A 15,790-nucleotide genomic window follows, 5' to 3' on the forward strand; every position below is an offset into this window, starting at 1 on the left:
TCGGCGCTTGCCGCCGACTGCGCCGCGTTCATGGGGGAAGGTGGCTCCCATGACAGAGCTCGGTCTTCCGGACGGTATCCAAGCCTGCCTCTTCGACCTCGACGGGGTCATCACCAAGACCGCCGTCGTCCACGCCGCCGCGTGGAAGCAGACGTTCGACGACTTCCTGCGCCGACGCGACGGGGACGCCTACCGCCCCTTCGACGACACCGACTACGACGAGTACGTCGACGGGCGCCCCCGCGCCGACGGCGTCAGCACCTTCCTCGTCTCCCGTGGCATCCAGCTGCCCGAGGGCGATCCCGACGACCCACCCGGTCGGCAGACCGTCCACGGTCTCGGCAACCGCAAGAACGCCCTGCTCCTTGAGCTGATCCGCAGCCACGGCGTCGAGGCGTACGACGGCACGATCCGGTACGTCGAGTCGGTGCGTGCCGCCGGACTGGGCACGGCCGTCGTCTCCTCCAGCGCCAACTGCCGCGACGTTCTGCGGTCCATCCGCGCCGAGCACCTCTTCGACGTGACGATCGACGGAGTCGTCGCGGCACAGCGGCACCTGCCCGGCAAGCCACACCCGGACACCTTCCTGGCCGCCGCCCGTGAACTCGGCGTCGCGGCAAAGGCCGCCGCCGTCTTCGAGGACGCACTCGCGGGCATGGACGCCGGGCGCTCGGGCCACTTCGGGTACATCGTCGGCGTGGACCGTGGCGGCCAGGCGGACGCCCTGCGCGCCCACGGGGCCGACGTCGTCGTAGCCGACCTCGCGGAACTGGGGGAGCGGCCGTGATCAGGCACACGTCGTACGCTGTCGAGCCCTGGGCGCTGCGCGAGCGGGGCCTGCACCTCGATGTCCTTCCGCAGAGCGAGTCCGTGTTCGCACTGTCCAACGGGCATGTGGGATGGCGCGGCAACCTCGACGAGGGCGAGCCACACGGACTGCCGGGCTCCTACCTCAACGGTGTCCACGAGATCCACCCGTTGCCCTACGCGGAGGCCGGCTACGGCTATCCGGAGTCCGGGCAGACCGTCATCAACGTCACCAACGGCAAGATCATCCGGTTGCTCGTGGACGACGAGCCCTTCGATCTGCGATACGGCCTGCTGCGCTCCCACGAACGCCTCCTCGATCTGCGTACCGGACTGCTCACCCGGACCTGCGAGTGGACCTCACCGGCCGGCTCGACGGTCCGGGTGCGCTCCACGCGCCTGGTCTCCTTCACCCAGCGTGCGATCGCCGCGGTCGCCTACGAGGTCGAGGCCATCGGCGCACCGACCCGCATCGTGGTGCAGTCGGAGCTGGTGGCCAACGAGCAGCTCCCGGGCCGCGACGGCGACCCCCGGGCCGCCGTCGTCCTTCAGGCGCCGCTGGAGGCGGAGGAGTGCTTCGCGAAGGACGGCCGGCTGCGGCTGGTGCACCGCACGCGCAGGAGCGGTCTGCGGGTGGGTGCCGCCGCCGACCATGTCGTCAGCGGTCCCGAGCCGACCACGACCGAGAGTGAGGCGACCGACGACCTCGCCCGTCTCACCGTCGCCGCCGCACTCGCCCCGGGCGAGCGACTGCGAGTGGAGAAGTTCGTCTCCTACGGCTGGTCCGGCACGCGTTCCCTGCCCGCGGTCAGCGACCAGGTGGACGCGGCACTGGCCGCGGCCACGACCGTGGGCTGGTCCGGTCTCGTCGCGGAACAGCGGGCCTATCTGGACGACTTCTGGGCGCGGTCGGACGTCGAAGTGGAGGGCGACGAGCAGATCCAGCAGGCGGTCCGCTTCGCGCTCTTCCATGTCCTGCAGGCCGGGGCCCGCGCCGAACAGCGCGCGATCCCCGCCAAGGGACTGACGGGCTCCGGCTACGACGGTCACGCCTTCTGGGACACCGAGACGTTCGTCCTGCCGCTGCTCACCTACACCTCGCCCAGCGCGGTCGCCGAGGCGCTGCGATGGCGGCAGAACACGCTGCCCGCCGCCCAGGAGAGGGCCGTCCAGCTGGGTTTGCGCGGCGCGGCCTTCCCGTGGCGGACCATCGCGGGCTCGGAGGGGTCGGCGTACTGGCCGGCCGGCACCGCCGCGTTCCATGTGAACGCCGACATCGCCGACGCCGTCGTCCGCTACGCGGCCGCCACCGGCGACGAGCGTTTCGAGCGCGACACCGGGGTCGAGCTGCTGGTGGAGACGGCCCGGCTGTGGCGGTCGCTCGGCCACCACGACCACCACGGCACGTTCCACATCGACGGGGTGACGGGCCCGGACGAGTACAGCGCGGTCGCCGACGACAACACGTACACCAACCTGATGGCCCGCGCGAACCTCCTCGCGGCCGCGGACGCCGTCGAACGCCATCCGCTCCGGGCCGAGGAACTGGCTGTCGACGAGGAGGAGAGCGCGGCCTGGCGCGAGGCCGCCGAGGCGATGCACGTCCCTTACAACCACGAACTGCGCGTACACGAACAGCACGCCGGGTTCACCCGCTACCAGCGCTGGGACTTCGCCGCGACCCGCCCCGACCAGTACCCGCTCCTGTTGCACTTCCCGTACTTCGACCTGTACCGCAAGCAGGTGATCAAGCAGGCGGACCTGGTCCTGGCGATGTACACATGCAGCACCTTCTTCGACACGGAGCACAAGGCACGCAACTTCGCCTACTACGAGCCCCTCACCGTTCGCGACTCGTCCCTGTCCGCGGGCTGCCAGGCGGTCATCGCGGCCGAGGCGGGCCATCTGCGGCTCGCCTACGACTATCTGCACGAGGCCGCGCTGATGGATCTGGAGGACCTGGAGCACAACACACGCGACGGCCTGCACATCGCCTCCCTCGCCGGTGCGTGGATGGTGCTCGTCGCGGGCTTCGGCGGCTTGCGCCACCACGGGACGCGGATCGACTTCGCACCGCGGCTGCCCGAGCAGCTCGGCAGACTCGCCTTCACACTGCAGCTGCGGGGCCGTCGGCTGCGCGTGGAGATCGGCCGGACGGCGGCCACGTACACGCTGCTGAACGGAGATCCGCTGATGGTCCATCACCATGGCGAACCGCTGACGCTCGAAGCGGACAAGCCGCACACCCGTACCATTCCGTCCCTGGTGCCGCTCCCGGCTCCGGACCAGCCCCCGCACCGGCGTCCGAACCATCTGGGCGCCATGGAGGACTGAGGGAGCGCGGGGGCCGCGCCCTGGCGCTGCTCACCGTGCGGTGCGGCACGGTGAGCAGCCCCGAGCGCGAGCTCGCCCCGCCTGTCAGCCGCCCAGCGGGTGCCTCCCGTACGTGCCGGTCCGGCCACCGACCGCGATGCCCACGCCCTGACAGGCGGGCGAACCGCATCGGCCGTAGCGTCATGCGTGAGGAACCTCAGCGTGGGTACCCGCGTCGGCCATCGAACGAGAGGAGCGGCCGTGAATACGCCTCTATCGCACGTACCACAGGTCGAGGTGGTGATCAGCGGCTGCTCGGCGGCGGACGCGGGAAACCTGTTCGCCGAACTGTGCCGCAGATTCGGCTCGGACCGCGCCGCCGAGGACGCGCCGCACGAGGCCGCGGGTGGCCGGCCCACGATGTGGACCGGCACGTTCGACACGTCCGAGTCCCCCGGGAGAGCGGCGGCGCGGCCGCCGCACCTGTCGGGTCCGGTGACGGCCGAACTCCAGGGCGAGCCCCGCGCGGTGGAGCGCCTGCGCCGCGTCCTGGACGAGACGTTCATCGTGTACCAGCTGGGCGCGGTCGCAGGCGACCAGGAGGTCGACGTCGAGCTGCGGCTGGAGAGCCGCGCGCCGGGCTGAGGCTCGAAAGCGGGCAACTCACTCGAGGGGCGCGTGGCCCGGGTTCGGCGCGCGGAACGGGGCGCTCCGCTCGTCGAAGAGCACGGATGAAAGACTGGCCGTATGGAAGAGCGAGAATTCCGCAGGTCGGGGCAGCACGCGTCGGTGATCGGCCTCGGCACTTGGCAGCTGGGCGCGGACTGGGGCGACGTCGACGACAAGGACGCCCACGAGGTGCTGGAGGCGGCGGCCGAGTCGGGAGTTACCTTCTTCGACACCGCCGACGTGTACGGCGACGGGCGCAGCGAGCAGACCATCGCCGCCTTCCTGCTCGGCAGGCCCGATCTGCATGTGCTGGTGGCGACCAAGATGGGCCGCCGCGTCGATCAGATCCCGGAGAACTACGTCCTGGACAACTTCCGTGTCTGGAACGACCGTTCCCGGCGCAACCTCGGTGTCGACCGCATCGATCTGGTGCAGCTGCACTGCCCACCGACGCCCGTCTACTCCTCCGGCGAGGTGTACGACGCCCTGGACACGCTGGTCGAGGAGGAGCGCATCGCCGCGTACGGCGTGAGCGTCGAGACGTGCGACGAGGCGCTGGCGGCGATCGCCCGCCCGAACGTGGCCAGCGTGCAGATCATCCTCAACCCCTTCCGTATGAAGCCGCTGCGGCAGGTCCTGCCGGCCGCGCGGGAAGCGGGCGTGGGCATCATCGCCCGGGTACCGCTGGCCTCTGGCCTGCTGTCGGGCAAGTACACGAAGGACACGGTCTTCGCCGCGAACGACCACCGCTCGTTCAACCGCCATGGCGAGGCCTTCGACCAGGGTGAGACCTTCTCCGGCGTCGACTTCGCGACCGGCGTGGAGGCGGCGGCCGAGTTCTCAGCGCTCGCCCCGGAGGGCTTCACCCCGGCCCAGCTGGCGCTCGCCTGGATCGTCCAGCAGCCCGGCGTGACCGCGGTGATCCCGGGCGCCCGCTCGGCGGACCAGGCCCGTGCCAACGCTGAGGTCGCGAAGCTGCCCAGGCTCTCGCAGGACACGCTCGACGCGATCCAGGACCTGTACGACCGGCGGATCAAGGACCAGGTCGAGGGTCGCTGGTAGGCACCCATAGGGAGACCGGTCGGCATGCCGTCGACCGGTCAGGCCGTCAGGGCGGAGCGTGCCGCTCGGGACGTACCGTGCGTGGCGGCCCGTACCCGGTAGGTGCTCTTGGCCCGGTCGACCACCGGATCACCGAGCACGATCCGCCCAGCCGCGTACAGCGCGTCGCACTCGTCGGTGGGCAGCGCCATTGGCCGGCCGTTGGCCTGCCAATAGCCGTAACGTCGCCGCCCGTTGGCATGCACGACGAGGAAGACCGGCACACGCTGGTCCATGATCAGGCGCAGTACTTCGGCAGCACCGGAACTGAGCCGAGGGCGCGTCATGGTCGGTCGGCCTTTCCGGGACACGGGTGGGCGGTCATCCACCCCGAGGGCTGGATGATCTTTACCCCGCATTCTCGCCGAGGGCACTGACACCGCGCATCCCGCCTGCCGAAGCCGCCTCGACGCGACCGGCTGCCGCGTCGTGGCCAGGTGAGACGAGGCGGCACGATGTGACGGCTCCGGCGGTGTCCCGCCCCTGCTCACCCCAGACCGAACCGCTCGGCCCACCCCACGACGTCCACCACGGTCGCGTTGCCGCCGCACACCACCAGCCCCAGCCGGGCCCCCTCACCCATCCGCTCCAGGACCTGCCGGGCCGCGGGCAGCAGACAGCCCGCGGCGGGCTCGGTCCAGAGCTTGGCGTGTTCGGCGAGTTCGATGCTGCCCCGGATCGCCTCCGCGTCCGGGACCACCAGGACCTCGGTGACCAGCGCCGACACATGTTCATAGGTGAGCTGGGAGACGGCGGGCGCGCTGAGCGTGGTCACGACCGACGACAGCTCCACGGGCACCGGCCCGCCCGCCGTCAGCGCCCGGGACATGGCCTCGGCGCCCTCCGTCTCCACGCCCCAGACACGTACGCCCGGCCGCAGGGCGTGCAGGGCCGCCGCCACGCCCGAGATCAGCCCGCCGCCTCCGACGCTCACCAGCACGTCCGTCAGCGCGCCCGCGTCCTCGGCGAGTTCGAGGCCGACCGTGCCCTGCCCGGCGATCACCGCCGGATCGTCGAACGGGTGCACCAGGGTCAGCCCCTCGTCGCGCAGCCGCTCGGAGAGCGCGAACGCCTCGTCCATCCCGTCCGTCAGCCGCAGTGACGCGCCCGTCGACTCCACGATCCCGATGGACCGCGCGGGCGCGGACCGCGGCATCACCACCGTCGCCTTCACGTCCAGCGCGGCGGCCATGACGGCGAGCGCGATCCCGTGGTTGCCGCCGCTGACGGCAACCACCCCCGCCGCCCGCTCCGCCTCGTCGAGCGCGAGCAGCCGTGCCGTCGCGCCGCGTGCCTTGAAGGACCCGGTACGCTGCAGCAACTCGAGCTTGGTGGTCACCGGAACGTCGAGCAGCGCGGTGAGCCCAGGACTTTCCACCGTGGGCGTGCGCACGATGTGCGCGCCGATCCGCTGCCCGGCGGCGCGTACGTCCGAGATCCCGATCAATGCGTCTACCTCCTATGACAGTTCCATCCGGCCACGACGCCTCTGTCGCACCGTGTCCACCCTGGCATGTGCCGCGCCGTCACGGGAGTCCCCGGGCCGACGACGGATGATGCCCAGCCTCATGCGGCTCGGGCTCCTCACACGTGATCTCGGCGTCGTAGGATTTATCCCGGAGATCCTGACATGCCCGACCGGAGTGGTGGTCGGGTCGCGCGGGTGAGCCGCATCGAGCCGGTTGTCTTGATCAAGCCCTGCCGGGAGTTCTCGTGTACAGGCCGTGTGAGCGGATGCGTCAGGACCACCGGAGCGAGCCGTGAGGTGGCCCGGACCCCGCACAGCCGAAGACCGTCGTCCGGCGCAGGCGAACGGCACAGGCGGTCTGCACGTGCCCGCCCCGCCCCTATGGATGCGCTGGCTGCCGGCCGTCTACACCGCGGTGATCCTGGTGCTCGAACCGATCACTCCCGTGCAGTGGCCGGTGAGCTACCTGCTCATCGCCCTCCCCGTGATCGCCGCCTACGCCCACGGCCCCGCCAAGGTCGCCGCCACCACGGTCTTCGCCGTCGTGCTCGAAGGCATCCTGGCCGGCACTCCCTGCTGTGCGGGCCGCTCCGGGGTGTACCTGTGGGATCGCCACTACGTGGCCTCCTACATCGCCACCGCCGTGATCGGTGTCCTCGGCACGGTCCTGGCCGCCCACCGGACACGCCGGGAACGCACCCTCGCCACCGTGCGCTCCGTGGCCGAGACCGCGCAGCGAGTGCTGCTGCGCCCGGTACCCCACCGCCTCGGCCAGGTCTCCATCGAAACGCTCTACCTGTCGGCGGCCGCGGAGGCACGCATCGGCGGCGACCTGTTCGAGGCGGTGCCCACCGCGCACGGAGTCCGTCTGCTCATCGGCGACGTCCGGGGCAAGGGCCTGGTCGCGGTGGAGACGGCCGCGACGATGCTCGGCGCCTTCCGCGAGGTCGCGCACGACGAGCCGGACCTGACCGGGGTGGCCCGCCGCGTCGAGCTGAGCATGCGTCGCAGGGCCGAGCAACTGTCTGGCAGCGAGGAGCGCTTCGTCACCGCCGTGTTCGCCGAGATTCCCGATGAGGAACCCGTGGCCCGCCTCGTCAACTGCGGCCATCCACCGCCCCTGCTCCTCGGCCGTGGCGGGGTCGCCGAGCTGCAGGCGGACGATCCGTCCCCGCCGATCAACCTCGGCTTTCTGGTCGGGGACCATTACCACGTGGACGTGGTGCCCTTCCACCCCGGTGACCAACTGTTGCTCTACACCGACGGTGTGACCGAGACACGCGACCGCGCCGGAACCTTCTACCCGCTCAGCGAACGCGTACGGCCCTGGGCCACCCTCCCACCCCGGGAACTTCTCGACCACCTCCACGAGGACCTGCTCGCCTTCAGCGGCGGAATCCTCGACGACGACACCGCCGCCCTTGCCGCGTACCGCCTCGACGGCGAGACCCATGAGTAGCCGAGGCCGCCTTTTTCATCCGCCAGTGCCGCGACGGGGCAAACCTTGCCTGTTGCGGCACTGTTCCGCAATCCCGGGCGGGCGCGCGACGACAGCTACGGCACTCCCCCAAGCTCTTCGAGCAGGGGGGACCCCCACGCCGCGTTGTCGGAACATCCGCATACATCCAGTATGCGGACGCCCCTCCGTCTTGCGAAGCACCGCATCTGACGCCGCGCGCTGATCCACCAGGGGTTACGGGCCAGCCCTTAGCGCAGCGTCTCCGCCCAGTTCGCCGGCACCCGGCCGGCCGGTCCCGGAACGGGCTGGTCGGCGGGATGGCTGAGCGGGGGAGCGAGGTCGGGCCCGGACTCGTCCAGCTCGGAGGTGACGTAGTTCCAGAACCAGCCCTCGCCCGGCTCGAAACTGCGGATCACCGGATGACCGGTGGCGCGGTGGTGGGCGGTGGCGTGCCGGGCGGGCGAGTCGTCGCAGCAGCCGATGTGCCCGCACTGCGCGCACCGCCGCAGATGGAACCACCAGCCGCCCGCCTCGTCGCACTCCGCGCAGCCCGTGCCGCTCGGCGGGACGCTGGGGTCGATTCCGTTCGCTGTGGTCATGATGCCTCCGCTGCTGTCTCGGAACCCGGCCGCGCGGTGGAGTCCGGCTCGATGATCTCGGACTCCTCGGCGGTCAGCGGCAGCCGTACCTGGAATCGCGTGTCGCCCGGCGACGAGTGGACCTCCAGGCTGCCGTGGTGCTTGTTGACGATGATGCGCCAGGAGATGTCCAGGCCCAGACCGGTGCCCTGGCCCACCGGCTTGGTGGTGAAGAACGGCTCGAAGATACGGTCGCGGATCTCCGGTGGTACCCCCGGCCCCGTGTCGCGGAACTCGACCAGGACCTGGTCGCGGTCGAGAGCCGTCCGCACGGTCAATGTGCCCTCTCCGCCCGCGTCGTTCATCGCCGACACCGCGTTGTCGATGAGGTTCGTCCACACCTGGTTCAGCTCGGCGGGATAGGCGGGAACGGCCGGCAGGGTGCGGTCGTACTCCTTGACCACGGTGATCCGCCGGCCGATCTTCCCCGAGAGCATCAGCAGGGTGCTGTCGAGGAGTTCGTGCACATCGGCGATCCGGTAGGGCGCCCGGTCGAGCTGGGAGTACTGCCGGGCCGCGTTGACGAGCGTGGAGACCCGGGTCGTGGAGTCCTCGATCTCCTTCATGAGCAGCTCCGTCTCGACCGTGTAGCCGAGCCAGCGGATCGCGCTTTCGAGGCTCCGAGCGTCGACAGCCCTCGCGATCTGATCCAGCCAGTCGGTGCCGAGCCCGGCCTGCACGAAGGCCGGCGCCACCTGCCAGCCGTCCTGGATGCCGTGGTCGTCGAGCCAGTCGGCGAGCGCGTCCTCGCGGTCGGACGCCTCCAGCGGGCTGAGCGGCGCGGCCTTGGCGACCTGTTCGGCCGTCCGCTCCTGGATGTCGACCAAGGCCATCAGGGCGTCAGGCTCGTAGCGTCCGGCGGCGATCCCGCCCAGCTTGTGCCGCATTCCGGCGACCCGCTCGCGCAGTGCCGAGGTCGCCGACACGGCCGCGGCGGCCGGATTGTTGAGCTCGTGGGTGAGGCCCGCGGACAGGGAACCGAGCGCCAGTAGACGTTCCCGCTGGTTGATGACCTGCTGAGTGTTCTTGGTGCCGAAGAACAGCCCCTCCAACAGATGCACCGCCATCGGGAACCAGTCCCGCATGATCGCGGCGAAGGTCTCCGCGGGCAGGACGAAGAACCGAGAGGGTTCGGTGACCCGCATCGAACCGTTGTACTGCGAGGCCCGCGCCCGGTTCCCGAGATACGCCTGGAAGGCACCCGCGTACACGCCGCGCTGCGATGTCCGGGAGATCTCCACGTCGTCGGTGCCGACCCGGCGCGAGAGCACCACCGTGCCGTTCAGGAGGACGAAGAAACAGGTGGCGGGCTCGCCCTCGGTGTACACCGGGCCGGGTTCGAACAGTTCCACCCGGCCTTCTCGGCACAGCCGTTCGAGCTGGTCCTGGTCCAGCTTCTCGAACAGGAAGAGCGTGCTCAGCTCCGCCCGGTCGCACGGCATCGGCCGGCTGCTCACGACTGCTCCAGATACCGGTGGACGAGCATCACGGCCATGGCCCCCTCGCCCACGGCGGAGGCCACCCGCTTGGCGGACTCGTAGCGCGCGTCGCCCGCCACGAACACACCGGGGACGTTGGTCTCCAGGTGGTACGGCGGCCGCTCCAGTTCCCAGCCCGGCGGCGGTTGCCCGTCGCTGGTCATGTCGGGACCGGCCATGATGAACCCGTGCTCGTCGCGCAGCACGGTCCCCTCCAGCCAGTCAGTGAGCGGGGCCGCCCCGATGAACACGAACAGCCACTGCGCGTCGACGAGTTCGGTGTGCCCGGTCACCACGTCCCTGAGCGTCAGCTGCTCCAGGTGGCCCGAGCCGTGCGCGGACTCCACGACGGTGGACGTGCGCACGATGATGTTCGGCGCCTCCGTCACCTGCTGGACCAGATAGTGCGACATCGACGCCGACAGCGAGGCGCCCCGGACCAGCAGGGTGACCGACTTGGCGCGCCGGGACAGGTACATCGCCGCCTGGCCTGCGGAGTTGGCACCGCCCACGATGTACACGTCCTGCCCCGAGCAGGCCGGCGCCTCGGTGAGCGCCGAGCCGTAGAAGACCCCGCACCCCGTCAGCTCCTCCAGGCCCGGGGCATGAAGCTGCTGGTAGGACACGCCGGTGGCAAGGATCACGCTGTGCGCGGCGATCGCGGTCCCGTCCGAGAACCGCACGACCCGGGCGGAGCCGTTGATCTCCAGACCGGACACCTCCCGCGCGGTAAGGATCTCGGCACCGAACTTCGCGGCCTGCCGACGTGCCCGGTCGGTCAGCTGACCGCCCGAAACACCGTCAGGGAAGCCCAGGTAGTTCTCGATCCGGGAACTCTGCCCGGCCTGCCCGCCGGTCGCGGACCGCTCCACCAGCAGGGTCCGCAGCCCCTCGGACGCCCCGTACACGGCGGCCCCGAGCCCGGCGGGTCCGCCACCGATCACAACGAGGTCGTAGAACTGGGCCGTCGGCGTCGTCGCCAGCCCCACCTGTGCCGCCAGGTCCGGATCGTCGGGCTCCACCAGCGGTGTGCCGTCCGTGGTGACGACGAGCGGCAGCCGCTCACCGTCCTGCCCGGCCGCCGCCAGCAGCCGCTGTCCCTCCGCAGTGTCGACCGAGTACCAGCGGTAGGGCACCTGGTTGCGGGCGAGGAACTCCCGGACCCCCGACGATCGCGCCGACCAGCGGTGCCCGACCACCTTGGTGACGGGCACCGGCTTGTAGTCGGAGGTCCGCCATGCCTCCAGCAGATCGTCCAGGACCGGGTAGAGCTTCTCCTCGGGCGGATCCCACGGCTTGAGGAGGTAGTGGTCGAGGTCGATGACGTTGATCGCGTCGATGGCCGCGTTGGTGTCCGCGTACGCGGTCAGCAACACCCGCCGCGCACCCGGGTAGACGTCCAGGGCCTGCTCGAGGAACTCGATGCCGTTCATCTGCGGCATCCGGTAGTCGGCGACGATGACGGCCACCAGGTCCCCGCGCAGCTTCAGCTCGCGCAGCGCCTCCAGCGCGCTCTCACCGGACTCGGCACGCACGATGCGGTACGACGCGCCGTAGCGGCGGCGAAGGTCGCGTGCCACGGCACGCGACACCCCTGGGTCGTCGTCCACGGTGAGGATGACGGTCCGCGCAGCCGCGTCCGCAGCCTGTGTCATTAGGTCTCCCACCCCGAACTCATCGGCTTCCCGCTCATCGTATGTTCGATCGACCCGTGTTGCCTCGTAATGTGGTGGGCACCCGAATCGGTAGGCGTGAGGCCACCGAGACCCGGACAGGAAGGCAACTGTATGACCCGCCCGATCACTGTGGGAGTCGACGGATCACCGGAGAGCGTCGCCGCGGCGGCCTGGGCCGGCCGAGAGGCGGTGCGTCGGTCCCTGCCGCTGCGGATCGTGTATGCCTGGCAGTGGCAGTCCTACGACATCGCCCCGGGCGCCGACCGCGACGCCCAGGACGGCTGGGCGCGGGAGATCGTGGACGGGGTGCGACGCACGATCGGCGAGCGGCACCCGGAGCTGACCGTGACCGCCGAGGCGTTGGAGGGCGCGCCCGTGGGAACGCTGGTCGCCGAGGCGGGCGAGGCCGAACTGCTGGTGCTGGGCTCGCGCGGGCACGGTGCGCTCGTGGGCTTCCTGCTGGGCTCCGTGGGCCGGCAGGTGATCGCCGAGTCCGCCCGGCCCGTGGTACTGGTCCGCTCCGACGACCTTGCCACGACCGAGGCGGCGGGCCGTGAGATCGTCGTCGGCCAGCACGGGGAGCCGGAGGACGGCGCATCCGCGCTCGGATTCGCGTTCGCCACAGCGGCGGCCAGGGGAGCGGCCGTCCGCGTCGTCCGCGCCTGGAGCCTGCCGCCCGTCTTCGCCTACAGCCCCGCCTCGCTGAAGCTGCTCGAGGAGACCGGCGGCATGGAGCCGTACGAGAGGAAGGCGCTGGAGGAGGCGCTGCGGCCCTGGCGGGAACGCTTTCCTGGCGTGCCGGTGACCGAGCAGGTGGAGATGGGCAGCGCGGGCCAGGTGCTGCTGGAGGCGGCTGCTCACGCCCAACTCGTGGTGGTGGGCCGCCATACCGCCCATGTCGTGGGGCCGCGCATCGGCTCGGTGGCGCACGCGCTGCTGCACCACGCGCCCTGCCCGGTGGCCGTCGTACCGCCCGCCTGACGGGCGACGGGCGCCCGCGAGACCCTGCCGTCAGGCGGGCGCCCGGCGACGCTGTCCCGGCGCTTCAGGCCGCACGGTGTCCGCGCCCGCCCGTGGACTCACACGCTCAGCAGGGTGCGGTTCAGGAGGGCCAGCAGTTCCCTCCAGTGGCGCTCCGCCGCCTCGGGACGATACTCGCAGGTGTCGCCCTGGGTGAAGCCGTGGGGTGCGTCGGCGTAGACCTCGCTGCGGTGGCGGACGCCGGCCTCGGTGAACGCCTTGTCGAGCCGTTCGATCTGCTCGGGCGGCAGTGAGGGGTCCTGGTCGGCGTGGCCGAAGTACACCTCCGCGGTGATCCGGTCGGCCACCAGATGCGGGCTGTCGGGGGTGTCGGTCGCCAGACGTCCGCCGTGGAAGCCGGCCATGGCGGCGACCCGCTTCGGGTGGGAGCCGGCAGCGCGCAGAGCCAGCCGGGCGCCCATGCAGTACCCGACGACACCGACCGGCCCGTCGGCGGCCTGCGAGCAGGCGGCGAGCCAGCGCAGATAGGCATCGGCGTCGCGGTTCGCCACTTCAGGTGTCAGCGACCGGATGAGAGGCGTGAGTTGCTGGAAGAGTTCCTTGCGCTCCGCGTCGATGAACTCGGGCAGTTCGACCACGGGTGCCCGCCCATGGCGGTAGAAGACATTGGGCACGAGGACCGTGTAGCCGTTCCCGGCGAGGCGGTCGGCCATCTTCCTCAGAGACGGGCGCACCCCGAAGGCGTCCATGTAGAGCAGAACCGCGGGGTGCGGGCTGTGGTCGTCCGGGAAGGCCAGGTAGGCATCGGCCGTGCCGTCCTGGGTATGGATCTCCACGGAGATCCCACGGGTGGCGGTCATGTGTTCTCCTGCTGCGTCTGGACATCCGGCCGGTGGCGGTCAGGCCGGGTCTTCAGGTGTCATCATCGCAGGTGTTTTCCCGGAGACGGTCCGTCACCAGCGGCCGCGTTCCGTCGCGCGTCCGCCGCCCGCGCGAGAGATCGCACGGCGCGTCGGCGGGTACGGCCCCCGCCCGGGAACGGGTCAGCACCTCGGCCGGAGGCCGCCATCAGGCGTCCCGTCTCTTGAGCGCCACCCCCGCCCCGGCCAGGGCCACCAGAGCGTAGAGGCAGAACAGCGCGAACCCCGTCCAGGGGGCGAGCGTGTGCGGCTGCTGCTGGATGTGCAGGAGGCCCTGCCCCGCTGTGCTCGGCAGATACTTGTCGATCGCGTCGAACCAGGACGACGGCAGTGCCTCGGCGAGCACCGGAAGCACCAGCAGCACACCGAAGAGCGTGGCGATCCCGCCCGCGGTGTTGCGGATCAGCGCGCCGAGCGCCACTCCGATCAAACCCACGACCGTCAGATACAGACCGGCGCCGAGCACCGTGCGCAGCACGCCAGGAGCACTGAGCGAGGTGCCCAGGTGGTGGCCGGACAGCGCGGCCTGCCCCACCAGGAACGCCGTCAGCGACGCGACCGTCATCAGTGCCCATGCCACCGCCGCGTACACCAGCGCCTTGGCCCACAGCAGGGGAAGGCGGCGCGGCACCGCGGACAGCGAGGCCCGGATCATACCGGTGGCGTACTCGCCGCTGACCACCAGCACACCCAGGACACCGACGGCCAGTTGCGCCAGGTAGAAGCCGCGCAGACTGACCAGTGCCGGCTCGAAGTTCAGCCGCTCCTCCGGCGGCAGGTGCGACCAGCGGTCAGCGGTGAAGTAGCTGAAGAGGAAGCCCAGGCCGATCATCACGACGACCGCGGCGAGCAGGGTGCAGAGCGTCGAACGCAGCGACCGCAGCTTGATCCACTCGGAGCGGATCACTCGTAGCTGCGTGACTTTGCCCCGCTCCGCATCGGGAATCACCGTTGCCGTCCTCATGCCGCGCGTCCTTCCCCGCCCGCGCCGATGAGTTGTGCCGCCGGTGCCTGGAACTCCGTCGCAGCTCGGGTCAGTTCCATGAACGCCTCCTCCAACGACGCCTGTTGTGGCGTCAGTTCGGCCAGTGGGACGCCGTGGTCGGCCGCGATCCGCCCGATCCGGTCACTGCTGAGCCCGGTCACCGACAGCACACCCGGCTCCTGTGCGGTGATGGACACGTCCGGCCCGGCCAGCAGACCGCGCAGCTTCTCCGCCTCGCCGGTGCGCACCCGCACCACGGCACCCGCGGCCCGCGCGGTGAACTCCGCCACCGATGTGTCCGCGATGAGCCTCCCCCGCCCGATCACGATCAGGTGCTCGGCGGTCAGCGCCATCTCCGACATCAGGTGCGAGGACACCAGGACCGTCCGCCCCTCGGCGGCGAGCCCTTTGAGCAGATTGCGGATCCACAGGATCCCCTCCGGATCCAGGCCGTTGACGGGCTCGTCGAGGATCACCGTCGCCGGGTCGCCCAGCAGCGCACTGGCGATGCCCAGCCGCTGCCCCATGCCCAGTGAGAATCCGCCGACCCGCTTCCTGGCCACCGTGCGCAGCCCGACGATGTCGATCATCTCGTTGACCCGGCGCGCGGAGATTCCGTGCGTCGCGGCGAGCGCCAGCAGGTGGTTGTATGCGCTGCGGCCGGTGTGGACGGTACGTGCCTCCAGCATCGCCCCCACCTCGTGCAGCGGTGCCCGGTGCTCGGCGTAGCTCTTCCCGTTCACCACGGCCCGGCCCGACGTGGGCGCGTCCAGGCCGAGGAGCATTCGCATCGTGGTGGACTTGCCGGCCCCGTTGGGTCCGAGGAACCCGGTCACTGTGCCGGGGCGCACCGTGAAACTGAGGTCTTCGACGGCGGTGGTCTCTCCGTAGCGCTTGGTGAGGGAATGCGCCTCAATCATGAAATTTCCTCACAGAAGTCCGTACGCGGCCGGACGCGTCTCATGCCGGGACCCGGGGCGTCGGGAGTCTGCTGTGCTCGGGGCCGCGGGATGCCTCCACCTTCGTACGGGTGCGAAGGTCTGTCGCGCGGGACTGCTCCGGCCGGTGAGAACCAGCCGCTCGGAACCCGCCGGAAGGACGGTGTGAGGTGCAGGCCTAGGGCTGTCCCGATAATCCCTGGCGGGCGCGCGACGACAGCTACGGCACCTCGCCGCGTTGTCGGAACGTCCGCATACATCCAGTATGTGGACGCCCCTCCGCCTTGCGATGCTCCCCCACTGCCTGAACGGCGTGGGAGGCGCCCCCAGCATCTGACGCCGCGCGCTGACCCGCCA

General features: G+C 70.8%; 14 protein-coding genes. 6 read left to right on the top strand and 8 right to left on the bottom strand.

The annotated features are described in order from the left end of the window. Positions 1 to 49: 49 nt before the first annotated feature. The 4 genes from ACWDEX_RS17365 (at position 50) to ACWDEX_RS17380 (ending at position 4,851) form a co-directional block, all read left to right on the top strand. Positions 50 to 787, top strand: a complete 738-nt coding sequence (locus ACWDEX_RS17365) for an HAD family hydrolase (protein WP_450464317.1) — start codon at positions 50 to 52, stop codon at positions 785 to 787. Continuing rightward, positions 784 to 3,141, top strand: coding sequence for a glycoside hydrolase family 65 protein (locus ACWDEX_RS17370; protein ID WP_450464318.1), 2,358 nt, complete (start codon positions 784 to 786; stop codon positions 3,139 to 3,141). The genes ACWDEX_RS17365 and ACWDEX_RS17370 overlap by 4 nt, the downstream gene beginning before the upstream one ends. Before the next feature lie 240 nt (positions 3,142 to 3,381). Beyond that, entirely contained in the window at positions 3,382 to 3,765 is a 384-nt protein-coding gene (locus ACWDEX_RS17375) for a hypothetical protein (RefSeq protein ID WP_450464319.1), read from the top strand. Between the two features lie 102 nt (positions 3,766 to 3,867). Further along, positions 3,868 to 4,851, top strand: a complete 984-nt coding sequence (locus ACWDEX_RS17380; RefSeq protein ID WP_450464320.1) for an aldo/keto reductase — start codon at positions 3,868 to 3,870, stop codon at positions 4,849 to 4,851. A 38-nt stretch (positions 4,852 to 4,889) separates the two neighbouring features. On the opposite strand, the gene ACWDEX_RS17385 is transcribed toward ACWDEX_RS17380, so the two are convergent. Beyond that, positions 4,890 to 5,177 carry a hypothetical protein gene (locus tag ACWDEX_RS17385; protein ID WP_450464321.1) on the bottom strand — a complete coding sequence of 96 codons (288 nt, stop codon included), beginning with the start codon at positions 5,175 to 5,177 and terminating at the stop codon, positions 4,890 to 4,892. Positions 5,178 to 5,377: 200 nt separating this feature from the next. Then, the gene (locus ACWDEX_RS17390; RefSeq protein WP_450464322.1) at positions 5,378 to 6,337 is read right to left on the bottom strand and encodes a threonine/serine dehydratase; all 960 of its coding nucleotides are present in this window, start codon (positions 6,335 to 6,337) and stop codon (positions 5,378 to 5,380) included. A gap of 385 nt (positions 6,338 to 6,722) precedes the next feature. Here ACWDEX_RS17390 and ACWDEX_RS17395 point away from each other — a divergent pair, with 385 nt between their 5' ends. Continuing rightward, positions 6,723 to 7,817: a PP2C family protein-serine/threonine phosphatase gene (locus ACWDEX_RS17395; protein ID WP_450464323.1), complete on the top strand. Its 1,095-nt coding sequence runs from the start codon at positions 6,723 to 6,725 to the stop codon at positions 7,815 to 7,817. Between the two features lie 248 nt (positions 7,818 to 8,065). On the opposite strand, the gene ACWDEX_RS17400 is transcribed toward ACWDEX_RS17395, so the two are convergent. From ACWDEX_RS17400 to ACWDEX_RS17410, 3 genes are read right to left on the bottom strand one after another with little or no spacing between them, the layout of a single operon-like run. Next, positions 8,066 to 8,416 carry a UBP-type zinc finger domain-containing protein gene (locus ACWDEX_RS17400; protein WP_450464325.1) on the bottom strand — a complete coding sequence of 117 codons (351 nt, stop codon included), beginning with the start codon at positions 8,414 to 8,416 and terminating at the stop codon, positions 8,066 to 8,068. After that, complete coding sequence (locus ACWDEX_RS17405) at positions 8,413 to 9,912, bottom strand: ATP-binding protein (protein ID WP_450464326.1); 1,500 nt, start codon at positions 9,910 to 9,912, stop codon at positions 8,413 to 8,415. The genes ACWDEX_RS17400 and ACWDEX_RS17405 overlap by 4 nt, the downstream gene beginning before the upstream one ends. Further along, entirely contained in the window at positions 9,909 to 11,588 is a 1,680-nt protein-coding gene (locus ACWDEX_RS17410; RefSeq protein ID WP_450464328.1) for an FAD-dependent oxidoreductase, read from the bottom strand. Before ACWDEX_RS17410 ends, ACWDEX_RS17405 begins: the two co-directional genes overlap by 4 nt. A gap of 132 nt (positions 11,589 to 11,720) precedes the next feature. Here ACWDEX_RS17410 and ACWDEX_RS17415 point away from each other — a divergent pair, with 132 nt between their 5' ends. Beyond that, positions 11,721 to 12,590, top strand: coding sequence for a universal stress protein (locus tag ACWDEX_RS17415; protein ID WP_450464330.1), 870 nt, complete (start codon positions 11,721 to 11,723; stop codon positions 12,588 to 12,590). A gap of 98 nt (positions 12,591 to 12,688) precedes the next feature. On the opposite strand, the gene ACWDEX_RS17420 is transcribed toward ACWDEX_RS17415, so the two are convergent. The 3 genes from ACWDEX_RS17420 to ACWDEX_RS17430 form a co-directional block, all read right to left on the bottom strand. Beyond that, complete coding sequence (locus ACWDEX_RS17420; RefSeq protein ID WP_450464332.1) at positions 12,689 to 13,450, bottom strand: dienelactone hydrolase family protein; 762 nt, start codon at positions 13,448 to 13,450, stop codon at positions 12,689 to 12,691. Positions 13,451 to 13,658: 208 nt separating this feature from the next. Continuing rightward, positions 13,659 to 14,474, bottom strand: coding sequence for an ABC transporter permease subunit (locus tag ACWDEX_RS17425; protein WP_450464333.1), 816 nt, complete (start codon positions 14,472 to 14,474; stop codon positions 13,659 to 13,661). Beyond that, positions 14,471 to 15,415 carry an ABC transporter ATP-binding protein gene (locus ACWDEX_RS17430; RefSeq protein ID WP_450464335.1) on the bottom strand — a complete coding sequence of 315 codons (945 nt, stop codon included), beginning with the start codon at positions 15,413 to 15,415 and terminating at the stop codon, positions 14,471 to 14,473. The genes ACWDEX_RS17425 and ACWDEX_RS17430 overlap by 4 nt, the downstream gene beginning before the upstream one ends. Positions 15,416 to 15,790 lie beyond the last annotated feature (375 nt).

It is taken from the genome of Streptomyces sp. NPDC001020 (assembly GCF_053599115.1).